This window comes from Sphingobium sp. LF-16 (assembly GCF_003711185.1).
Classification (GTDB): domain Bacteria; phylum Pseudomonadota; class Alphaproteobacteria; order Sphingomonadales; family Sphingomonadaceae; genus Sphingobium; species Sphingobium yanoikuyae_A.
In genome coordinates this window covers 2,812,101-2,835,397 of sequence record NZ_CP029335.1, presented here as the reverse complement: position 1 = coordinate 2,835,397, position 23,297 = coordinate 2,812,101, and the positions used below count along the sequence as shown (strand labels likewise).

At 65.4% G+C, this 23,297-nt stretch carries 16 protein-coding genes; 12 read left to right on the top strand and 4 right to left on the bottom strand.

The window, feature by feature from the left end:
- Window position 1: 1 nt before the first annotated feature.
- From DIZ22_RS13260 to DIZ22_RS13250, 3 genes are read right to left on the bottom strand one after another with little or no spacing between them, the layout of a single operon-like run.
- Entirely contained in the window at window positions 2-796 is a 795-nt protein-coding gene (locus DIZ22_RS13260; RefSeq protein ID WP_122928297.1) for a GDSL-type esterase/lipase family protein, read from the bottom strand.
- Window positions 793-1,761 (bottom strand): alpha/beta hydrolase, encoded by a 969-nt coding sequence (locus DIZ22_RS13255; RefSeq protein WP_122928296.1) that lies wholly within the window; start codon window positions 1,759-1,761, stop codon window positions 793-795. The genes DIZ22_RS13260 and DIZ22_RS13255 overlap by 4 nt, the downstream gene beginning before the upstream one ends.
- Window positions 1,758-2,549, bottom strand: coding sequence for an IclR family transcriptional regulator (locus DIZ22_RS13250; RefSeq protein WP_122928295.1), 792 nt, complete (start codon window positions 2,547-2,549; stop codon window positions 1,758-1,760). The genes DIZ22_RS13255 and DIZ22_RS13250 overlap by 4 nt, the downstream gene beginning before the upstream one ends.
- A gap of 254 nt (window positions 2,550-2,803) precedes the next feature.
- On the opposite strand from DIZ22_RS13250, the gene DIZ22_RS13245 reads away from it, so the two are divergent.
- The 9 genes from DIZ22_RS13245 (at window position 2,804) to DIZ22_RS13205 (ending at window position 12,864) form a co-directional block, all read left to right on the top strand.
- Entirely contained in the window at window positions 2,804-5,512 is a 2,709-nt protein-coding gene (locus DIZ22_RS13245) for a TonB-dependent receptor (RefSeq protein WP_122928294.1), read from the top strand.
- Between the two features lie 152 nt (window positions 5,513-5,664).
- Window positions 5,665-6,846: an L-fucose:H+ symporter permease gene (fucP, locus tag DIZ22_RS13240; protein WP_240626728.1), complete on the top strand. Its 1,182-nt coding sequence runs from the start codon at window positions 5,665-5,667 to the stop codon at window positions 6,844-6,846.
- Window positions 6,843-7,667, top strand: coding sequence for an amidohydrolase family protein (locus DIZ22_RS13235; protein WP_122928292.1), 825 nt, complete (start codon window positions 6,843-6,845; stop codon window positions 7,665-7,667). The genes fucP and DIZ22_RS13235 overlap by 4 nt, the downstream gene beginning before the upstream one ends.
- Entirely contained in the window at window positions 7,664-8,647 is a 984-nt protein-coding gene (locus DIZ22_RS13230; protein ID WP_122928291.1) for an aldo/keto reductase, read from the top strand. Before DIZ22_RS13235 ends, DIZ22_RS13230 begins: the two co-directional genes overlap by 4 nt.
- Complete coding sequence (locus DIZ22_RS13225) at window positions 8,640-8,948, top strand: UxaA family hydrolase (RefSeq protein ID WP_122928290.1); 309 nt, start codon at window positions 8,640-8,642, stop codon at window positions 8,946-8,948. The genes DIZ22_RS13230 and DIZ22_RS13225 overlap by 8 nt, the downstream gene beginning before the upstream one ends.
- A complete protein-coding gene (locus DIZ22_RS13220) occupies window positions 8,945-10,147 on the top strand; it encodes a UxaA family hydrolase (RefSeq protein WP_048937600.1) in 1,203 nt (400 codons plus the stop codon). The genes DIZ22_RS13225 and DIZ22_RS13220 overlap by 4 nt, the downstream gene beginning before the upstream one ends.
- Entirely contained in the window at window positions 10,144-10,887 is a 744-nt protein-coding gene (locus DIZ22_RS13215; RefSeq protein WP_234415724.1) for an SDR family oxidoreductase, read from the top strand. The genes DIZ22_RS13220 and DIZ22_RS13215 overlap by 4 nt, the downstream gene beginning before the upstream one ends.
- On the top strand, window positions 10,887-11,231 hold the full coding sequence (locus DIZ22_RS13210; RefSeq protein ID WP_122928289.1) for an L-rhamnose mutarotase: 345 nt from the start codon (window positions 10,887-10,889) through the stop codon (window positions 11,229-11,231). Before DIZ22_RS13215 ends, DIZ22_RS13210 begins: the two co-directional genes overlap by 1 nt.
- A 13-nt stretch (window positions 11,232-11,244) precedes the next feature.
- Window positions 11,245-12,864: a DUF5597 domain-containing protein gene (locus DIZ22_RS13205; protein ID WP_122928288.1), complete on the top strand. Its 1,620-nt coding sequence runs from the start codon at window positions 11,245-11,247 to the stop codon at window positions 12,862-12,864.
- Window positions 12,865-13,314: 450 nt separating this feature from the next.
- Here DIZ22_RS13205 and DIZ22_RS13200 read toward each other — a convergent pair whose 3' ends face one another.
- Entirely contained in the window at window positions 13,315-13,896 is a 582-nt protein-coding gene (locus DIZ22_RS13200; protein ID WP_122928287.1) for a gluconokinase, read from the bottom strand.
- Between the two features lie 154 nt (window positions 13,897-14,050).
- Here DIZ22_RS13200 and DIZ22_RS13195 point away from each other — a divergent pair, with 154 nt between their 5' ends.
- From DIZ22_RS13195 to DIZ22_RS13185, 3 genes are all read left to right on the top strand, one after another.
- A complete protein-coding gene (locus DIZ22_RS13195; protein WP_122928286.1) occupies window positions 14,051-17,074 on the top strand; it encodes a glycosyl hydrolase family 28-related protein in 3,024 nt (1,007 codons plus the stop codon).
- A 136-nt stretch (window positions 17,075-17,210) separates the two neighbouring features.
- Window positions 17,211-20,180, top strand: a complete 2,970-nt coding sequence (locus DIZ22_RS13190) for a TonB-dependent receptor (protein ID WP_122928285.1) — start codon at window positions 17,211-17,213, stop codon at window positions 20,178-20,180.
- A gap of 78 nt (window positions 20,181-20,258) precedes the next feature.
- Entirely contained in the window at window positions 20,259-23,297 is a 3,039-nt protein-coding gene (locus DIZ22_RS13185; RefSeq protein ID WP_122928284.1) for a glycosyl hydrolase family 28-related protein, read from the top strand.

The window sequence follows — 23,297 nt, the reverse complement described above, 5'->3', positions numbered from 1 at the left end:
CTCATTTCCTTGTTCCTAGCGCCTGCGCGATCGCCCTGGCGGCGATCGGCGCCATCACGGCATAGCCATTGTCCAGCGGATGCACGCCGTCCTGGGTAAAGGCGGCGGCCATCAGGCCATTCTGGTCGACCATCGCGGCATGATAATCGGCAAAGACATGGCCATGCTGCGCGCAATAGGCACGCAGCCACTGGTTGAGCGCGACCAGTTCGGCCGGCTTGCGCTCCGCCACCACATCCTTCGCCGCATCCGTGTAGTTGTTGACCGGCAGGATCGATCCGAACACGACCCTGATATGATGGGCGGTGGCGATGTCGGCCATCGCTTCCCAATTGGCCTCGATCTGCTCGGGCCTTTCCTGTTGCAGGAAGCCCTGGACGTCATTGATGCCGGACAGGATCACCACGACCTTCGGCTGCAGCGCCACGACATCCTGATGGAAGCGCAGCAGCATCTGCGCCGTCACCTGGCTGCCGATGCCGCGATTGACATAGGGCTTGCCGGGGAAGCTTGCCGCCAGGTTCCAGCGATCGGTGATGGAATCGCCCAGGAACACGACGCGCTGCTCGCCAGGTTTCGGCGCGGGCAGCGCGGCATTGGCCGGGGCGTAAAGATAGCGTTCGCCAAAATCCTGCATCAGGCTGGGCACCAGTTTCGCGCGGAACGGGCCAAGCCATGGCCCCCAATCCTTTTCCGCGACGGCGCGGCGTTCGGGCGCGCTTTGATAGGAGCCCGGTGCCGCGGACGCAGCGCTGGCGACAAGCGCGAGCAGGCCTATCGACAGCGCTGTCTTCATTGCGCCAGCAATCCCTGCTTGGCGGCGAATGTCATGAACAGGCCGGGCCAGGCCGACGCCTGCATCGTCCTGGGCAGGCGCACGCCGAAACCATGGCCGCCATCCTCGAAGATATGGAGCGCGACTGGCCGCTTGGCGACTTCCATCGCCTGGAACAGGGCGATGCTGTTGGCCGGCGGCACCAGCCCGTCGTCGCTGGCATGGACCAGGAAGATGGGCGACGTATCGGCGTCCACCCGCATCTCCACCGATCGCGCCCGGCGCATATCGGCGCTGGCGCCTTCCCCCAGCAGCATGTCGCGCGACCCGCCATGGGTGAAGGGTGCGTCGAGGCTGACCACCGGATAGATGAGGCCAGCGACATCGGGGCGCGCGCTTTCGCGATCGGCGGCATCGACCGGGGCATAGACGCGCTCGCCATGCCGCGTCGCCAGCGATCCCGCCAGATGGCCGCCGGCCGAAAAGCCGAGCACGCCGACGCGGCCCTTGTCGACAGCGAAATTGACAGCCCGCGCGCGGATCAGCCGCATCGCGCGCTGGGCATCCTGCAACGGCACGTCCTGCCGCTGCACCCAGCCTTCGCCGGGCAGGCGATAGAGCAGGATGAAGGCGGTGATGCCCTGTTCGTTGAGCCAGGCGGCCTGGCTCGTGCCTTCATTGTCATAGGACAGGAAGCCATAGCCGCCGCCCGGCACTACCAGCATCGCCGCGCCATTGGGGCGGGCAGGGCGGCGCACCACCAGCACTGGGCGGGCGATCCCCGTCACCCAGCGATCGGACTTGGCCGGGTCTTTCGACTGATCGTCGATCTTGCGGACGATCCGCGCGCCCGTGTTTCCGGGCGGCGGGCCGGGCCACAGCTCGATCACCTCGTCGGCCGTCGTCGTCTGCGCGGCGGCAAGGCCGGGCAGGGCGGCAAGGCCGGCGGCGGCGATCAGCGCGGTGCGGCGATCCAGCAGGGTCATTGCTCTTCCTCCATGGCGTTGGCGCGGGACGGCGCATCCTTGATCGGCGACATGGCCGCGCCGATCGCCTGCGCGGCGGCGCGCACCAGGTCATTGCACTGCTCGATGCTCGCCCGGTTGGCGGCGCCGTCGACGAAGGGCATGGTCAGCGATGCACGGGCGATCCCGCCGACCAGGATCGGCGCCGACAGGTCGGTGATGCCGGTCAGCATCGGGCTGGGAGACACCGCGCCGCCCGCCGCGACGGCGGCGTCCAGCCGCGCGACCAGATCGCCTTCCTCGAACTGCGGATCACTCGCCCGGATGTCCTTCAGCATCGCCTCGCGATTTTCGGGCGACTGGAAGGCGAGCAGGATGCGGCCGGAATTGGAGCGGTGCAGCGGCCGGCGATAGCCCACGCGCACTGCAAAGCCCGACAGGCCCGGCGCCTCGATCGCGATGATGACGACCATTTCCGCGCCCGACACCACCGCCATATGACAGCTTTGCCCGGCCTGCCGCGCCAGTTCCTGCATGACCGGCAGGGCGGTCGAGGCAAGGTCGCGAATCGGCGGCTGGCTCATGCCCAGGGTGAACAGCCGGTTGGTCAGGCGATAGCCATCCTCGGCGCGGGCGATATAGCCATGTTCCTCCAGCACCTGGAGCATGCGGAAAATCTCGCTGACCGACCGGCCGAGCGCGGCGGAGATGTCGGACATGATCAGCGGCTCGCTGGAACCGGCCAGAAGCTCCAGAATTTCCAGCCCTTTCTTCAGGGCCGGCGCTTGGTAGCGCGCCTTGCCTTCCATCCCGATCCCCTCACCAATCGGGCGCTATCTCGCCTTTGGTAGCGCCATCATCTGTTGGTCCTTCCCTACACACCATCTACAGGTGAAATCAATTTTTATATTTCACAAATTGGAAACGGAGAGTAATAGGGCGCCGCGTTGGTATCGCTCCCAATAGGGAAATATCACGGCAGGGGAATATGTTTTTGCCGCGGCATCGCGGCGCCGAATCGATCAGTGCTCCGACCAGGGGCCAGGGGAGAGGAAGGGACCAAATGTTCAAGAATTTTAACGTGCCGTCGCGTGCGGAATTGCTCGCCGGTATCTCGCTCGCCAGCGTCATGCTGGGGTGCAGCGTCCAGGCGCACGCCCAGGATGTGGCTGCGGAACAGTCGAGCGATGCTCCTGCGTCCGAAGATGGCATCGTTGTCACCGGTGTCCGCGCCAGCCTTTCCAGCGCCCAGTCGATCAAGCGCAACAGCGACGTGATCGTCGACTCGATCGTCGCCGAAGACATTGGCAAGCTGCCCGACCGGAATGTCGCCGAAGCGCTGCAGCGCATCACCGGCATCCAGGTCCAGCGTCAATATGGCGAAGGCAGCTCGGTCGCGATCCGCGGCCTGACCCAGGTCCGCACCGAACTCAACGGCCGCGACATCTTCACCGCCTCGGGCGCCAACCAGCTGAACCTGGAAGACATCCCGTCCGAACTGCTGTCGGGCATCGACGTCTACAAGAATCCGTCGGCCGATCTGATCGAGGATCAGCTGTCGGGCACGATCAACTTCCGCACCCGCAAGCCGTTCGACTTTGACGGTCTGAAGGTCGCCGCCACCGCGACCCAGAGCTATTTCGACCTGACCGACAAGTTCAAGCCGTCGGCCTCGCTGATGGTCAGCGACCGCTGGGACACCGGCATCGGTGAAATCGGTATCCTCGCCAGCGTCTCCTTCCAGAAGACCGCCTTCCGTCAGGACACGATCTCGACCGAGCCCTTCTACACGCTCGATCCGACCAACGCGACCGACGCCGAAGTGCTGGCGAGCCTGGGCCGCACCGGCCAGACCACGACCCTGCCGCATGGTACCGGTATCGGCGAAGTCTATGGCGATCGTCGTCGCCTCGGCACCGATGTCGCGCTCCAGTGGCGCCCCAGCGACACGCTGGAGCTGACTGCCGAAGTCTTCCGTTCGGACTACAAGTTCCGTTTCGACGACTATAGCTTCTTTGCCTACAGCTCGGGCAGCGCAATCATCCCGCAGCCGGGCGCTGCCTTCACCTATGCCGACAATGGCGATTTCGAGAGCGGCACCTTCATCGACGTGCCGGTCGGCAACAACACCAGCGCCCAGACCCGTCATTCGACGACGACGGACTATTCGCTGAACCTGAAGTGGAAGCCGGTCGACAATCTGACGATCACCGCCGACGGCCAGTATGTCGATGCCAAGACCAAGAATCTGCGCTCGATCTTCGGCCTGAACGGCGTTGCCGACACGCTCTATCAGGATATTTCGGGTTCGATCCCGGTCGTGAACATCGGTTCGGAAACCGGCCTCACCAACCCGGCGACCTACACCAGCGCCTTCTATCTCGATAACCTCAATGAATCGAAGGCGTCGGACAAGACCGCGCGCCTCGACGCCGAATATCGCTTCGATGCCGGCATCCTGTCGTCGATCAAGGCCGGCTTCCGCTATGCCGACCGCAAGAACCGCACGATCGACACCGGCTATCGCTATACTGGCCTGTCGGGCATCCCCAGCGAACTGGAAACGGTTGACCTGGGCGACTTCTTCCGCGGCGACGCCGACCTGTTCGGCAACATCATCGCCTTCAACCGCGGCATCATCCGCAACTATCAGAACACGCTCGACACGCTGGGCATTGCCAGCGCGCCGGCCTATACCCAGAGCGGCACCAACCAGCAGCGGCAGAAGACCTTCACCGGCTATGCCACCGCCTTCTTCAAGGCCGATCCGATCGACGGCAATATCGGCGTCCGCGTGGTCCGCACCAATCTCGACGTGTCGGGCTATTATCAGCAGACCCCGATCGTGCTGGACGAAAATGGCAATGAAGTCAGCGGCCCGACCGTGTTCAACCCGATCGCCGTGTCGCAGGATTATACCTCGGTCCTGCCGAGCCTGAACCTGCGCGTCCACCTGACCGACAATCTGCAGCTGCGTTTCGCCGCCGCGAAGAACATCTCGCGTCCGACCTTCACGCAGCTCAACCCCAGCCTGACGATCAGCGAACCGGGCGCCGCGCAGCAGGATCAGATCCACACGGCCAGCGGCGGCAACCCGTATCTGAAGCCGATGAAGTCGGACAATCTGGACGCGACGGTGGAATGGTATTTCTCGCGGACCGGCTCGCTGACCGCAGCGGCTTTCTACAAGAATATCAAGAACTACATCCAGACCGCCGTGTCCTATCGCGACGTCACCTTCGACAATGGCAACAGCTATGAATATGAAGTGACGTCCTACAACAATGTCGCCAAGGGCAAGGTGAAGGGCTTTGAACTCGCCTATCAGCAGTTCTTCGACTTCCTGCCCGGTCCGTTCGACGGCCTCGGCATGCAGGCGAACTTCACCTATGTGGACTCGCAGGCACCGTCGCCCGCCACCAGCGGCCCGGTCACCAACGTTCCGCTCGAACTGCTGTCGAAATATAATTACAATATCGTCGGCATCTACGAGAAGGGCGGCCTGTCGGCCCGCGTCGCCTATAACTGGCGCAGCAAATATGTCGTGACCACGGCGGGCAACGGCACCGGCAGCCTGCCGGTGTTCAACAAGCCCTTCGGTCAGCTCGATGCGTCGATCAGCTATAATGTGACGCCGCAGTTCGCGCTGGCGCTGGACGGCACCAACCTGACCAACACCCGTCGTGCGACCTATTTCGGTATCGACAGCCGTCCGCGTGACGTGGTGGTCAATGACCGTCGCATCAGCCTGACGGCCCGGATCACCTACTGATCCGCATGGGAGGCGTGTAGCCTCCCCCGACTGCGCAGGCCCGATCCCAACAGGGACGGGCCTGCCATGTTCGCCAATAGAGAGGATGGGTGATGCAGGCAGATGCCAGGGTAGACAGACAGGAAGATAGCGGCGCCACAAGGATGGCGGTCATGCTGACGATCGGCCTCTTCTTCCTCTGGGGCCTTGCCAATAATCTCAACGACGTGCTGATCGCCCATTTCCGGCACGCCTTCGCCCTTTCGGACTTCGCCTCGGGCCTGGTCCAGTCGGCCTTTTATCTGGGCTATTTCTGCTTCGCCATTCCCGCCGCGCTGACGGCGCAGCGTTTCGGCTACAAGGCGACGGTGATCCTGGGCCTGCTGCTGTTCGCGCTTGGCGCCTTGCTGTTCCTGCCGGCCTCCGCCGCGGTCAGCTATCCCTTCTTCCTGTTCGCCCTGTTCGTGATCGCCAGTGGCCTGGCTTTCCTCGAAACCGCCGCCAATCCGATGGTCGCGGTGCTGGGCGATGCCGCCGGTGCCGCCCGCCGCCTCAATCTCGCCCAGGCGTTCAATCCGCTCGGCTCGATCACCGGCGTGGCGCTGGGCGCGACGCTGATCCTGTCCGATGCGCCGGCACAGGGCGCCGCTGCTGCCGCGGCCGTGCGCCTGCCCTATCTGCTGATCGCGCTGGTCGTGCTGGCCTGGGCGGCTCTGCTCGCGCGCACCTCCTTCCCGAAGGCGGCGGTGGAGGGCCATGCCGGCGCCACTTCGCCGCTGGCCGGCTATCGCCAGTTGCTGCGTCGTCCGCGCTATCTGGCCGGGGTCGCAGCTCAATTCTTCTATGTCGGCGCGCAGGTCGGCATCTGGAGCTATCTCATCCGCTATGCGCAGGCGGCGCTGCCGGGCATCACCGCCCAGCATGCCGCCTGGCTGCTGACCCTGTCGCTCGGCCTGTTCATGGCCGGTCGCTTTGCCGGTGCGGCGCTGCTCTCCCGCTTCGATGGCGCGCGGCTGATGCGGCTGTTCGCGCTCGTCAATCTCGGCCTCGCGCTGGTCGGTTCGGTCTGGCTCGGCCTGCCCGGCGTCGTCGCGCTGGTGGCGGCCAGCTTCTTCATGTCGATCATGTATCCGACCATCTTCGTCCTCTCGCTCGACGGCCTCGGCCCGCTGACCAAGCCGGGCGCATCGATGATCGTCATGGCCATCATCGGCGGCGCGGTGCTGACGGCCGTGATGGGACTGATTTCCGACCTGGCCGGCACGATCAACGCCGCGATGGCGGTGCCCGCTTTCTGCTTCCTGGTGGTCGCGGACTATGCCCATCGCATGCGGGGCAAGGGCGGGGCGGCATGATCGACGCCCATGTCCATCTCTGGCAGCTTGGCTGCAACGATTGCAGCTGGCCCGGCGAAGACCTGCCGGCGATCCATCGCGATTATGGGCTGGATGATCTGCTCGTGCAGCTAGATGCCAACAAGGTCGACGCCGCGATCCTGGTGCAGAGCCAGGAATCGGATGCCGACACCCATTGGCTGCTGTCACTCGCTGCCGAAACCGATCGCATCGCCGGCGTCGTCGGCTGGGTCGATCTTACGGGAGACGTCGCCGCTCGCGTCGCCGCGATGCAGGTCGCCGGGCCGCTGGTCGGCATCCGTCCGATGATGCAGGGCCGCGCGCCCGACTGTTTCGACGATCCGGCACTGGTACCCGGCTTTGCGGCGCTCGCCCGCGAAGGGCTGGTGCTCGACGCGCTGGTGCGGCCGCAGCATCTTGCCTCGCTCGCCCGGCTGGCCCGGCGCCAGCCCGACCTCAGCATAATCGTCGATCACGCCGCCAAGCCGCTGGTCGGCGACGCGATCCCGACGGACTGGCGCGCCGCCATGGCCGATCTCGCCGCTTGCCCGAATGTCGCCTGCAAGCTGTCGGGCCTGCTGACAGAGCTGGCGCCGGGGGCAGGGGAGGGCGCCGCCGCTCCCTTCACCGCCGAACTGCTCGCCCTGTTCGGCCCGGATCGCCTGCTCTGGGGCAGCGACTGGCCGGTGCTGACCCTCGCGTCCGACTATGCCGCCTGGCTCGATCTCGCGCGCACATCGCTGCCGGTCGTGGCCCATCGCGCCATCTTCGCCGACAATGCCGCGCGCCTCTATAGCGTCACGCTGGGAGCCGCCGCATGATCGATTTTCCCACCCTCGGCATGGGCACCGCGCCCATCGGCAATCTCTATCGCGTCGTCAGCGATGCGGAGGCGCGCGCCACCCTCGACGCCGCCTTCGCCGCCGGCATCGCCTATTTTGACACCGCCCCCCATTATGGCTTTGGCCTCGCCGAACGGCGGCTGGGTGCGGCGCTTGCCGACCATGACCCGCAGAACAAGGCGCGGGTCTCGACCAAGGTCGGCCGCCTGCTGCGGCCCACCGAAGCGCAGGGCGAACGCCATGGCTTCGTCGATGCCGACCCGTTCGAGCCGCATTTCGACTATGGCCATGACGCCGTGCTGCGCTCCTTCGAAAGCAGCCAGAAGCGCCTGCTCCGCGACCGGATCGACCTGCTGCTCGCCCATGATATCGGCCGCCTGACCCATGGCGACGCGCATGATGATCATCTCGCCGCCTTCCTCGACGGCGGCTATCGGGCGATGCGTGACCTGCGGGACGCCGGCGCGATCGGCGCGATCGGCATCGGCGTCAACGAGGTCGCGATCTGCCACGAATTGCTCGACCGGGTGGAACTGGACGCGATCCTGATCGCCGGCCGCTACACCTTGCTCGATCGCGGCGCGGAGGAACTGCTCGACCGCTGCGCCAGCGCCGATGTGCAGGTCATCGTCGGTGGCCCTTATAATAGCGGCATCCTCGCCCGTGATCTCAGCGGCCCGCTCCATTTCGATTATGCCGCACCGGACCCGGCGATCCTCGCCCGCGCTCATGCCATGGCGGCGCTCTGCCGCGATGCCGGCGTTGCGCTGCCCGCCGCCGCGCTGCAATATCCGCTGCGCCACCCACAGGTCATGGCCGTGATCCCCGGCCTGGTCGGCGCGGATCAGGTCCATGACACGATCGCCCGCCTGGGCGCCTCCATTCCAGACACGCTCTGGCCGGCGCTCGACGCCGCCGCCCGTGCCCATCCTCTTGCCAAGGCCCACAGCCATGCTTGAACATGACAGCCGCCTCATCCTGCTGCACCCTAACGACAATGTGCTGATCTGCGTCAGCGCGATCGAGGCGGGCGATATCCTGCCCGTCGCCGGTGGCACCATCCCCGCGCGCGAAGGCATCGCGATCGGCCACAAGATCGCCCGTATGGCGCTGGCGCAGGGCGACAAGGTCATCAAATATGGCGCGCCGATCGGCTCGATGACCGCGCCGGTCGTCGCCGGCCAATGGGTCCATATGCATAATATGAAGAGCGATTATATCAGCAGCCACACCCGCACCGCGCTGGAGCAGGGCGCATGATCCAGGGCTGGCTCCGTTCCGACGGGCGCAAGGGCATCCGCAATGTCGTCGCCGTCGCCTATCTGGTCGAATGCGCGCACCATGTCGCGCGCCGCATCGTAGACAAGGCCGATGATCCCGATGTCCAGCTGATCGGCTTCCCCGGCTGCTATCCCAACGCCTATGCGGCCAAGGTGATGGAGGCGATCGCCACCCATCCCAATGTCGGCGGCCTCGTCATCGTCTCGCTCGGCTGCGAAAGCTTCAACCGCGAAAAGCTCCGCGCCGTCGTGGAGGCGAGCGGCCGTCCGGCCGAGCTGCTGGTGATCCAGGAAAAGGGCGGCACCGCCGCCACCATCGCCGCCGGTCTGGAAGCGGTCGAGCGGGTGCGGGCGCAGATCGCCGGGGTCGAGCGCGTGCCGATGGGCGTCGAGGAACTGGTCGTCGCCACCATCTGTGGCGGGTCGGACGGCACCAGCGGCATCACCGCCAATCCGGCGGTCGGCCGCGCCTTCGACCGGCTAGTGGCGGAAGGGGCAGCCTGCATCTTCGAGGAGACCGGCGAACTGGTCGGCTGCGAGAAGATCATGGCCGACCGCGCCGCCACGCCCGAACTCGCCGCGGCGATCGAGGCCTGCGTGCAGAAGGCGGAGGCCTATTATACCGTCATGGGCTTTGGCAGCTTCGCGCCGGGCAATGCCGAAGGCGGCCTCACCACCCAGGAGGAAAAATCCATGGGTGCCTACAGCAAGTCGGGCAGCTCGCGGATCGACGGCATCTTGAAGCCGGGCGATATCCCCCCGATGGGCGGCCTCTATCTGCTCGACGTCGTGCCCGATGGCGAGCCGCGCTTCGGCTTCCCCAACATCTCCGACAATGCCGAGATCGTCGAGCTGATCGCCTGCGGCGCGCATGTCACCTTGTTCACCACCGGGCGCGGATCGGTGGTCGGATCGGCGATCTCGCCGGTCATCAAGATCTGCGCCAATCCCGAAACCGGCCGCCGCCTGGCCGCCGACATGGACGTCAATGCCGGCCGCATCCTGGAGGGGGAAGCGACCCTCGATCAGGTCGGCCAGGAAATCTATGATGCCATCCTCGCCGTCGCGGCGGGCGAGCGCAGCCTTTCCGAACAACTGGGCCATCAGGAGTTTATTTTGACCTACAAGGCTTTCGATCCCATCGGTCCCGAATGTCTGCCGATGGTGGCGCGCGCATGAGCGCCCCGCAGAACGGCCGCCTCGCCGGCAAGACCGCGCTCATCACCGCCGCCGCCCGCGGCATCGGCCGGGCTTCGGTCGAGCGTTTCGTGGCGGAGGGCGCGCGCGTCTTCGCCACCGACCGCGATCTTGATGCACTCGACGGGCTGGAGGGCTGCGAGCGGCTCGCCCTCGACGTCACCGACGGCGCTGCCGTGCGCGCACTGGCCGCAGACATCGGCCCGATCGACATCCTCGCCAACATTGCCGGCGTGGTCCATGCCGGCAATATCCTGGAATGCAGCCAGTCCGACTGGGACTTTGCCGTCGCGCTCAACATGACCGCCCAATATCACACCATCTCGGCCTTCCTGCCGGGCATGGTGGAAAAGGGCGCGGGCGCGATCGTCAACATGTCCTCCATCGCCAGCTCGGTGAAGGGCATCCCCAACCGCTTCGCCTATGGCGCGACCAAGGCGGGCGTGATCGGCCTGACCAAGGCGGTCGCCGCCGATTTCGTCGGGCAGGGCATTCGCTGCAACTGCATCTGCCCCGGCACCGTCGACACCCCCTCGCTGCAGCAGCGGCTGCACGACACCGGCGATTATGAAGCCGCCCAGACCGCCTTCGTCGCGCGCCAGCCGATGGGACGCCTCGGCAAGGCGGAGGAGATTGCCGGCCTGGTCCTCTATCTCGCCAGCGACGATGCCGCCTTCACCACCGGCGCGGTCCATGTGATCGACGGCGGCTGGGTGATGTGATGCGTCATGTGTTGCTGATCGACCTGGCCGACGATGCGGCCGCCATCGCCCAATATGAGGCATGGCATGCGTCCGGCGCACTGCCGCCGGCCATCGGCGCCAGCATCCGTGCCGCCGATGTCCGGGCGATGGATATCTATCGCAGCGGCAACCGGCTGGTCATGCTGATGGAGACCGGCCCGGATTTCGACCCGGCGGCCAAGGCGGCGGCCGACGCCGCCGATCCGGCGGTGCAGGCCTGGGAAGCGGAGATGGACGGCGTCCAGCGGCCGTTGCCCTGGTCCGTCCCCGGCGCCAAATGGACCGCCGCCACCCGCATATTTTCCCTAGACGAACAGCCCTGAGAGACCCGATCTGATGCGCAATCTTCTTCCCCTGCTCACGGGCGCCATGCTGCTCGCAACCCCCGCGCTCGCCCAGAATGGCGGACAAGTGCCGCATATCGAGAGCAAGAATGGCCGCCATGCCCTGATCGTCGACGGCGCGCCCTTCCTGATGCTGGGTGGCCAGGTCAATAACAGCAGCAATTATGCCGCGCCCCTGAAGCAGGTCTGGGACCGGCTCGACAGCATCCATGCCAATACGGTCGAAGTGCCGGTCGCCTGGGAGCAGCTTGAGCCCAAGGAAGGCCAGTTCGACTATAGCTTCGTCCAGACCCTGCTTGACGAGGCGCGCGCCCATGACAAGCGCATCGTCCTCCTCTGGTTCGGCGCCTGGAAGAATACCGGCCTTGCCTATACCCCCGACTGGGTGAAGCTCGACAATCGCCGCTTCCCGCGCATGAAGACCGCCGATGGCAAGGATCATGGCGTGCTTTCGCCCCATGGCGCGGCCACGCTGGCGGCGGACAAGCGCGCCTTTCTGAAGCTCATAACCTATGTGCGCGACCATGATGCGCAGAATACGGTCATCATGGTGCAGCCCGAAAATGAGGTCGGCAGCTACCAGAATCCCCGTGACTTCAGCGCCGCCGCGCAGAAACTGTTCGAAGGCCCGGTCCCGGCCGAACTGACCCGTGCCCTCAAGAAGCCGGCGGGCAACTGGAAGAGCGTGTTCGGCGACACCGCCGATCGCACTTTCAATACCTGGTACACCGCCCGCTATATCGAGGAACTGGCCAAGGCCGGCAAGGCGATCAAGCCGCTGCCCATGTATGTGAACGCCTCGCTGACCGATCCCTACAAGCCGGTCGACCCGATGACCGTGTCGAGTGGCGGGCCGCAGGGCGATGTGATCGATATCTGGAAGGCGGCGGCACCCTCGCTCGATTTGGCCGCGCCCGACATTTATGACCGGGGCAGCCGCAACGTCTTCAAGCATCTCGATCTCTACACCCGTCCCGACAATGCGCTGATGGTGCCGGAGATCGGCAATGCCGCCGAATATGCCCGCTATTTCTGGTCGGCGCTGGGGCGCGGGGCGATCGGCTTCGCGCCCTTCGGCATGGATGATGCCGACTATTTCAACTATCCGCTCGGCGCCAAGAGCTTCGACGACGCGACCATCCACGCCTTCGCCTCGAAATTCGGTGTGCTCGGCGCGGCGATGCGTCCCTGGGCCAAGATCGCCTTCGCCCACCCGACCTGGGGCGCGGCGCGGCCGGACGACGGCACGCCGCTCAGCACCACCATGGGCGACTGGACGGTGACGGCCAGCTTTGGCCAGTGGCAGTTCGGCCAGCGCGAATGGTTCCCCAATGCCGACACCCCGGCCTGGGACAAGGCGATGGTCGGCGGCATGGTCGTGGCGCAGCTTTCGGCCAACGAATTTCTCTTCACCGGTGACCATGTCCGCGTCCAGTTCGGCTCGCGCGAAGGCGCCCCGGCCAACGGCATGATCGTCAAGGTCGAGGAAGGCCATTTCGAAGGCGACAACTGGGTCTTCGATCGCATCTGGAATGGCGACCAGACCGATTATGGCCTCAACATCATCGACAAGCCGGTCTGGCTCAAGGTGACGATGGGCCGCTATCGCTAAGCAGCACGCGACCCAATTCCTCCCCAAGCTTGCTTGGGGAGGGAGACCGCCGCAGGCGGTGGAGGGGCACAGGCCCAATAGCGCAGCACTAAGAGGCACCTGCCCCTCCGTCAGCGCTTCGCGCTGCCACCTCCCCGTTCCGGGGAGGAATGTCCGACATTGATCGCCTGCGGTCGTCTGGCGGCGCTTTCCTATTCGGTCTTTCTCTGATCTATCCTGCCGGATGAAACAGGCCGCTCTTCCGACATCACGCCTTTTGCCGGTTCGCTATTCGGCGTCGCGCGCGCCGCCCGGCGCCGGTCCGACTGTCGCCTTGCTGTCGCTTCACTGTCGCCTGACTGTCGCGTCAAAGGAGCGTCAGTGTAGCGCCACTGTCGCTTCGTCGGCGCGTAACAGGCGCATTGCGCCCATTTTCGGCCCGCCAGCGCTGGCTATCGACACTATGAACTTTCAACTGTCGCGTCGGTGTGACCCTATCCCAGCCAGGCCAGATCCCAGCCAGATCAGGGCCCGGTCGCGCAGTTCGCTCGCCGGGACATTGGTGGTCAGGATCATCGCCCCTTCCTCGGGCAGCGGCGGTTCCAGCGTGGCGAGCTGGCTGTCGAGCAGGCTGGCGGGCATATAATGGCCCGGCCGGTTGCCCAGCCGCGCCAGCAGTTCGTCGCGGTCATTGTCGAGCAGGATGAAATGCACCGGCACGCCGATCGCCGCGCGCAGCCGGTCGCGATAGGCGCGCTTCAATGCGGAGCAGGCCGCCACCGCCACGCCCTGCGCCGCCACCGTCCCGGCGATCGCCGCGCCCAGCCGGTCGAGCCAGGGCCAGCGATCATCGTCGGTCAGCGCCTGCCCGCCGCGCATCTTCTCCACCGCCGCCGCCGAATGATAGCTGTCCCCCTCCAGGAAGGGGCAGTCCAGCGCCTGGGCCAGCATCGCGCCCAGCGTCGACTTGCCACAGCCGCTGACCCCCATGACGATGACGGCGCGTCCCACGGCTTTGGGCGAAACGGGGGCAGGGTCGGCGGAAATCGGCAAGCGGGCGTCCTTGGTCGCTGGGGCAGGGGGATTGGTTTTTCCGCTATAAGGCCGCGCCACCCCGCAGGAAAACTACGACCTTTGTCGCAAGTGCCAAGCCGCGACCGCTCCCCTAGCCATGCACCATCTATAAAAATGAGGATGGGAGGCGGACATGATCGGACGCAGCATGATCGCGGCTTTGCTGGCGGCAACAACGCTTGGGGCACCGGCCTTCGCCGCGACGACCTCGGTCTTCCCGGTCGCGCCGGCCGAGCCCCATGCGGTGACGGTGAAGGCCGTCGGCGACGGCCGTGCCGACGACAGCGCCGCGATCCAGCAGGCGCTCGACCAGGCCCGCGACGCGACCGGCCATGGCATCGTCTTCCTGCCATCGGGCACCTATCGTATCACCCGCTCGCTGATCGTGCCGGCGGGCGTGCGCGTCTATGGCGTCGGCCCGACCCGCCCGGTGATCCTGCTCGGCGCCAACACGCCGGGCTTCCAGCAGGGCGTGTCGACCATGGTGATCTTCGCCGGCGGCGATCAATATCAGGTCGGCAAGGTGCCGGTCCCGGTGCCGACCGTCGTGCCCCGCGACAAGGTCGTGCGGGATGCCAATTCGGGCACCTTCTATTCGTCGATGAGCAATGTCGATATCGAGATCGGCGCCGGCAATCCGGCCGCCGCCGGCGTGCGCTTCCGCATGGCCCAGCATGCTTTCTTGAGCCATATGGAATTCCGCCTCGGCACCGCCTTTGCCGGCGTCTATCAGGCCGGAAACGTGATCGAGAATGTCCATTTCCAGGGCGGCCGATACGGCATCGTCACCGAAAAAACCTCGCCCGCCTGGCAGTTCACCCTGCTCGATTCGACCTTCGACGGCCAGCGCGACGCGGCGATCCGCGAGCATGAGGTCGACCTTACCCTCGTCAATGTCGCGATCAGGAACACGCCGGTCGGGATCGAGATCGACCGGGGCTACAGCGACAGCCTCTGGGGCAAGGATGTCCGGTTCGAAAATGTGTCCAGGGCCGGGGTCGTCATCTCGAACGAGAAGAATGTCTTCACCCAGGTCGGATTCGAAAACGCCCTGGCGGTCAACAGCCCGGTCTTCGCCCGCTTCCGCGACAGCGGCAGGACGATCGACGGCAAGGGCAAGGCCTATAGGATCGCCAATTTCTCCTATGGCCTCGCCGTGCCCGCACTCGGCCACACGGGCGACTATGCCACCACCGCCGACATTCAGCCGCTCTCCGCCATGCCGGCGCCGCGTGCGCCCGCGATCCGCGACCTGCCGCCGATGGACCAGTGGGTCAATGTCCGCACCCTGGGCGCAGTCGGCGACGGCAAGGCGGACGACACCGCCGCCCTGCAAAAGGCGATCGACGCCAACCGCATCCTCTATTTCCCGACCGGCTTCTACAAGGTGACGGACAGGCTGACCCTACGGCCGGACAGCATCCTCATCGGCCTGCACCCGGCCATCACCCAGCTCTTCATTCCCGACAATAACCCCAAACATGCCGGCCTCGGCGCCGTCCTGCCGATCCTCGAAAGCCGCAAGGGCGGCGACAATATCCTCTCCGGCCTTGGCCTTTTCACCGGCCGGGTGAACCCGCGCGCCTCCGCTCTGCTCTGGCGATCGGGCGAACAGAGCCTGGTCGAGGACGTCAAGATCATGGGTGGCGGCGGCACGCCCACCGCCGATGGCAAGATGCTCGGCACGCTGCGCGTCAACACCGGTGATCCGGTCACCGACAGCCGGCTCGACGCCCAATATCCCAGCATCTGGGTGACGGATGGCGGCGGCGGCACCTTCGCCGATGTCTGGAGCCCCAACAGCTTTGCCCAAGCGGGCTTCTACATCACCGACACCGACACGCCCGGCCATGTCTATGAAATGTCGGTCGAACATCATGCCCGCAATGAATTCGTGCTCGATAACGTCCATAATTGGGAGTTTCTGGCACCCCAGACCGAGCAGGAGGTCGATGATGGCCCCGACGCCATCTCGCTCGATATCCGCAACTCCAGCAACCTGCTGTTCGCCAATTATCATGGCTATCGCGTGACCCGCACCTATGCGCCGGAAAAGAGCGCGGTGAAGATCACCAACTCCGGCAATATCCGCTTCCGCAACGTCCATGTGAATGGCGAGAGCGGTTATGCCACCTGCGACGATGAAGGCTGCGGCACCTTCCTGCGCGCCAGCAAATATCCGTTCGACAATGCGATCGAGGATGTCAGCCGCAAGCTGCTGGTGCGCGAGCGTGAGTTTGCCGCACTGGATATCGGCCCGGCCGGCAGCGCGGTCCCTGCGGTCGCGCCTTCGGGCACGAAGGTCGAGAAGCTGGAGGATGGCTTCTGGTCGATCTCCGGCGCGGCAGTCGATGCACAGGGGGCGCTCTATTTCATCGATCGCCGCTTCCAGCGCATCCACCGTTGGAGCGAGGGCAAGGGGCTGGAAATCGTCCGCGACCATGCGCTCGATCCGGTCAATCTCGCCATCGACGCTTCGGGTCATGTCATGGTCCTGTCCTCGCTCGGCGCGAAGGGCGGCGCCTATTCTTTCGACCCGGCTGGCCCCAAGGACGCGCTGACGCTGATCCAGCCGACTCCGGTGCGCAGCACTGGCGCGGGCAAGACGCTGCTGCCGGTCAACTGGTGGAATAATGGCGAGTTTCGCGACCAGCTCGACCCCAAGACCTACGAGTTCACGACGCTGGCCGAAATGTTCGCCCGTGACGTCGGCACGCCCAAGGCCAAGGAATATGTCTCACCCGACGGCAGCCTGTCCTTGCCGGCCTTTCGCGTCTGGCAGCAGGGGCCGATCGATCACACCGGCTGGCGCTGGTCCGACGGGCTCAACGCCAATGGCTTCGTTTCCGGCAAGATCGGCGATCGCCTGTTCGTCACCAACGGGTCGGAGAATATCACCTATAGCGGCACGGTAGGGCCGGGCGGCACGCTGACGGCGCTCAAGCCCTTCGCCAATCGCGGCGGCGAAAGCGTCGCGGTGGACGGGCAGGGCAGGGTGTTCGTCGCCAATGGCCAGATATTCGTCTACGGCCCCGACGGCAAGGAAACGGGCCGGATCGATGTGCCCGACCGGCCGCTCCAGATCCTGTTCGGCGGCCCCGACAAACGCACGCTTTTCATCCTGACGCATCACGCGCTCTACGCCGCAAAGCCCTGAAAAAGCGACGGTTCGCCGCCGCCTACGACCTATGTCGTAAGTGCGGTGGCGACCGCTCGGGATTAATACTCACACAATAGCCCGCCATGGGCGCGCCGACGCCGGGAGGGCGCCTGGTGACAAGAGGGGAAGAGGAATGAACGTGCAGATCGCAATCCACCGGCATATGGCGGGCGTCAGCCTGGCCGCCGTCGCCATCATGGCGCTGGCCGGCACCGCCCAGGCCCAGACCGAACCGGCGGCCGAACCCGTGCCGCAGGCCCAGACGAGCGATGCGCCTGCCGCACAGAGCGCCGACATCATCGTCACCGGATCGCGCATCACCACCAGCGGCTTCAATGCGCCGACGCCCACCACCGTCATCGGTGAGGAGCAGATCGCCAACAACGCCCAGCCCAACATCTTCAACACCATCGCCCAGCTGCCCTCGCTCCAGGGCTCGACCGGCGCCGCCACCGGCACCTTCTCCACGTCCAGCGGCCAGCAGGGCCTCAGCTCCTTCTCGCTGCGTGGCCTGGGCGCGATCCGCACCCTGACCCTGCTCGACGGCCAGCGCGTCGTCGGCGCCAATGTCACCGGCGTGCCCGACATCTCGATGTTTCCGCAGCTGCTGGTGAAGCGCGTCGATGTCGTCACCGGCGGCGCGTCGGCCTCCTATGGTTCGGATGCGGTCGGCGGCGTCGTCAACTTCATCACCGACACCCATTTTGAAGGCTTCAAGGGCAATATCCTGGGCAGCATCACCAAATATGGCGATGACGAAACCGCGCTGGTCCAGGCCGCCTACGGCAAATCCTTCATGGATGATCGCCTGCATGTCGTCGTCAGCGGCGAATATGACCATGAAGGCGGCGTGGGCGCCGGCGACTTCGGCACCGATCTGGCCGGCAGCCGCAACTGGTATCGCGCCACCACGCTGATGAATACCGGCCAGACCAACAATGGCCTGCCGCAATATAATTACCGCGACTATGCCCAGCCCTATCAATATGCCCGCTACGGCCTGATCAACAATGGCCCGCTGCAGGGCATAGCCTTCGACCAGAATGGCAATCCCTATCAGTTCAACTATGGCTCGAACGGTACGCCGACCGGCACCGGCGCGGTCACCAACTGCTATCGCGGCAACAGCTTCTGCGAGGGCGGCGACCTGTCGGGCGCACCCGGCTCGGGCGCCTCGCTCAAATCCTCGCTGGAACGCATCAACGGCTATGGCCGGATCGGCTATGATTTCGCCGACAACAACGAAGCCTATGTCACGGTCAATGTCGCGCAGGTGAAGACCAACAACCAGCCCAGCCCCGGCTATGGCCGCGCCAACCTGACCGTCCAATGTTCCAACCCCTATCTGCCTCAGTCGGTGCGCGACCAGTGCGCCACGGCCGGCATTACCTCCTTCGGCTTCGGCTCGTCCAACGCCGCCTTCCCCGATCCGCAGGTCTATACCGATCGCAAGCAATATCGCTTCGTCGCCGGCGCCAAGGGCAAGTTCGGCGCGGCCGGCACCGACTGGAATTATGACGCCTATTATGAGCATGGCATCACCATCTCGGACATCCGGGTGAAGGATATCGTGCTGCAGAACCGCTATGCCGCAGCGGCCAATGCGATCGAACTGAACGGCGCGATCGTCTGCGCCGATCCGGCCGCCCGCGCGCTGGGTTGCCAGCCGATCAACATCTTCGGTGGCTTCACCCCCTCGGCCGCCGCGCTCGCCTATGTCGCGCCGCATGACAATGGTCCGTTCCAGCACACCAAGCTGACCCAGGACGTCGCCAGCCTCAACTTCTCGGGCAATCCGGTGGAATTGTGGGCGGGACCGCTGTCGGTCGCCTTCGGTGCCGAATATCGCCGCGAATTCTATCGCGTGAACGCCGACCCCTATGGCGCGGGCGTGTCCGACCTCAGCCCCAACAGCGCCGATTATCCGGCCGACCCGCTGCTCAACGGTGCGCAGGGCAGCAACTGGGCAGCCGGCAATTACAAGAATGGTCGCGGCAAATATGAAGTCTATGAAGGCTTCGTGGAAATCGACATGCCGCTGTTCGACAGCGAGGCGGTCGGCCGCGCCAATTTGAACGCCGCGGGCCGTGGCACCCATTACAGCACGTCGGGCACGGTCTGGGCGTGGAAGGTCGGCGGCACCTGGGACACGCCGCTCGACGGCATCCGCCTGCGCGCCGTCACCTCGCGCGACGTCCGGGCGCCGAACCTGTCGGAACTGTTCGCCGCGCCGACCGTCACGACCCTGCCGAACTTCAGCGATCCCTTCCAGGGCGCAGCGGTTCAGGCATTCCAGAACACCATCGGCAATCCCAATCTGAAGCCGGAAATCGCCCGCAACACCGAAATCGGCATCGTGCTGGCGCGTCCCTCCTGGCTGCCGGGCCTCAGCCTGTCGTTCGACTATTATGACATCAAGCTGAAGGGCGTCGTCTCCAGCCTGTCGGCGCAGCAGATCGTCCAGTTTTGCTATGACGGCAATCAGGCCTTCTGTGGCGGCTTTAGCCTCGACAATGCCAATCCCAGCCTCAACTATATCAATGTCCAGCCGTTCAACCTTGCCTCCTGGCGGACCAGCGGCTTCGATATCGAGGCGAGCTATCAGTGGCAGCAGCCGCTCGGCCTGCCGGGCAGCTTCACCGTCCGCGCGCTGGGCACCCATATCCGCAAGTTCATTGTGGAGGCGGGCATTGCCGGTGTCGATCCGGTCGATCAGGCTGGCGCCAACAACGGCAACACCCCCGACTGGAAATGGCTGGCGGTGCAGACCTATGACAGCGGCAAGTTCAGCCTGACGGTGCAGGAACGCTGGATCAGCGACGGCACCTTCGGCAACCAATATGTCGTGTGCCAGTCGTCCTGCCCGACCTCGACCGCGAACCACCCGACCATCGACTATAACAAGATGAAGGGGGCCTTCTATGTCGACATCGGCGCCACCTTCAAGTTCAGCGATCGTGTCTCCCTTTATGGCAAGGTCGACAATCTGTTCGACAAGGATCCGGTCGCCTCGCCCCAGACCAACACCGGTCTCGATATCAACCCGGCGCTCTACGACACGCTGGGCCGCATCTATCGCGCCGGTGTCCGCTTCAATTTCTGATAAAACATAACATCTCTCCCCCCAAACTTGTCCCGGTCCTGCACGGCCGGGACATCTTCTTTTTACGGAGCCTGATAGATGTATCGTGGATTGAGCGGAGCCTGCGCATCCGTCCTGCTGTGCCTGGCCGCAGCACAGCCCGCCGCCGCTTCCCCGTCCGTCTATACCGCCATGCCCGACGATGCGCGCGCCGTGACGGTGAAGGGCGTGGGCGATGGCCGCGCCGATGACAGCGCCGCGATCCAGCAGGCGCTCGATGCCGCCGCCGCGACGCCCGGCGGCGGCATCGTCTTCCTGCCCCAGGGCACCTATCGCATCAGCCGCACCCTGTTCCTGTGGCCGGGCGTGCGCATCTTCGGCATCGGCGCCCAGCGTCCGGTGATCCTGCTCGGCACCAACACGCCCGGTTTCCAGCGCGGCGTCGCCCATATGCTGATCTTCACCGGTGGCAAGCGTCAGACCGACAAGGACAGCTGGCCCGCCGCCTTCCCGCCGGCCGGCAGCGTGCCGTTCGACAAGACAATTGCCGACGCCAATCCGGGCACCTTCTATTCCGCGCTCGGCAATATCGATTTCCGCATCATGGACGGCAATCCGGCGGCGACCGCGATCCGCTTCCATTCCGCCCAGCACAGCTTCGTCAGCCATGTCGATTTCGACATCGGTTCGGGCCTCGCGGGCCTCTACCATGTCGCCAACGAGGCGGAGGATCTGCACTTCAAGGGCGGCCGCTATGGCATCCTCGCGGAAAAGACCTCGCCGGCCTGGCCTTTCGCCCTGGTCGACGCGACCTTCGAGGGACAGCGCGACGCCGCCATTCGCGAGCATGAAGCGGGCCTGACCCTGCTCAATGTCGCCTTCCGCAATGTGCCGGTCGGGATCGAGATTGACCGGGGCTATGGCGACTGGCTCTGGGGTCAGGATGTCCGGTTCGAAAATGTGTCGAAGGCCGGCGTCATCATCTCCAACGAGAAGAATGTCTACACCCAGGTCGGCTTCCAGAATGTACTGGCCGCCAACATGCCCACCTTCGCCCGCTTCCGCGAAAGCGGCCGGACGGTGGCGGGGCAGGGGAAGGCTTACAAGGTCTCCTCCTTCACCCATGGCCTGACCCTGCCGGGGCTTGGCCGGATCGGCGACTACAAGACCGATATGCAGGCGCAGCCGATCGCCAGCCTGCCGGCGCCCGGCGCGCCCGCCATTCGCCCGCTGCCGCCCGTCTCCGAATGGGTGAATGTCCGCACCTTGGGGGCGAAGGGCGACAATAGCACGGACGACACCGCCGTGCTGCAGAAGGCGATCGACAGCCATCGTGTCGTCTACCTCCCTGCCGGCTTCTACAAGGTCAGCGACACGCTGCGGCTGCGCGCCGACACGGTGCTGCTTGGCCTCCACCCCAGCCTGACCCAGATCGTCCTGCCCGACGGCACGCCTGCCTTCCAGGGGGTCGGTGCGCCCAAGGCGCTCATTGAAAGCGCGCAGGGCGGCGATGCGATCGTCGCCGGCCTGGCACTCGACACCAATGGTGCCAATCCGCGCGCGACCGGCCTGTTGTGGAAGGCCGGCGCCAACTCGATGGTCAACGACGTCAAGTTCCAGGGCGGCCATGGCACCGATGCCTTCGACGGCAGCCGGCGCACCCCCTACAACAACAACGCCACCGCCGATCCCGACGCATCGCGCCGCTGGGGTGGCCAATATGCCAGCCTCTGGGTGACGCAGGGGGGCGGAGGCACCTTCGCCAATATCTGGAGCCCCAGCACCTTCGGCCATCCGGGCATATTGATCTCCGACACGGACACGCCGGGCCGGTTGATCCAGGCCTCGGTCGAACATCATGTCCGCACCGAAATCGGCCTCAACCGCGTCGCAAACTGGGAATTGCTGGCGCCCCAGACCGAGGGGGAGGCGGGCGAGAGCGGCGATGCCGTCGCGCTCGAAATCCGCGACTCCCGTAACATCCTGGTCGCCAATTTCCACGGCTATCGCGTCACCCGCACGCGCAAGCCTGCGCCGACCGCCGTGTCGCTCTACAATTCCCACGACATCCGCTTCCGCAACGTCCATGTGAACGCGGAAAGCGGGGTCGGCACCTGCGATGAAAATGGCTGCGGCACCTTCCTGCGCCTCACCAAATATCCGTTCGAGAATGCGATTCAGGACATCACCCACGGCCTGGAAGTGCGCGAACGCGAATTCGCTGTGTTGGATGTGCCGGCGAAACCCGATCCGGTCGCCCCCTCGACCTTTGGCGGCGCCAGCGTGGAGAAGCTCGCTGACGGCTTCTATGGGTTGGGCGGCGGCGCGGTGGACGCACAGGGCCGGCTCTATTTCATCGACCGTTTCTTCCAGCGCATCTGGCGCTGGTCCGACGCGGGCCGGCTGGAGATGATCCGCGACGCCGCGCTCGATCCGGTGAACCTGACCATCGACAAGTCGGGCAACCTGCTCGTGCTCTCCTCCTATGGCCGCAACGGTACGGTCTACAGCGTCACCCCCGGCGCGCCCGACACGCAGGTCAGCGTTATCCCGGTGACGCCCGCGGGGCAGGGCAGCGCGGCCACGATCTTCCCGGTCAACTGGTGGGTGAATGGCGAATTCAGGGACCAGATCGATCCCAAGACCTATGCGTTCACCACGCTTGCCGAGATGTTCGCCCGCGACACGGCGCAGCCCAATGCGCAGGCCTATGTCTCGCCCGATGGCAGCATCGCCCTGCCGGCCTGGCGCGTCTTCGCCCAGGGACCGGTCGACCATCGCGGCCTGCGCTTCTCCCACACGCTCGACAGCTATGGCTTCGTCCAGGGCAAGCCGGGCCAGCGCATCTATGTCACCAACGGATCGGAAAACCGTACCTACAGCGCGCTGGTCGCCGGCAACGGTACCCTCACCGACCTCAAGCCCTTCGCCGATCGCGGTGGCGAGGGCGTGGTGAGCGACGCGCAGGGCCGGGTCTATGTCGCCAATGGCCAGGTCTTCGTCTACGCGCCCGACGGCAAGCCGATCGGCCGGATCGACGTGCCCGAACGGCCGCTACAGCTGCTGTTCGGCGGCCCGGACGGCAAGACCCTGTTCATGCTGTCGCACCACGGCCTTTACGCAGCGCGGGTCGAGTAG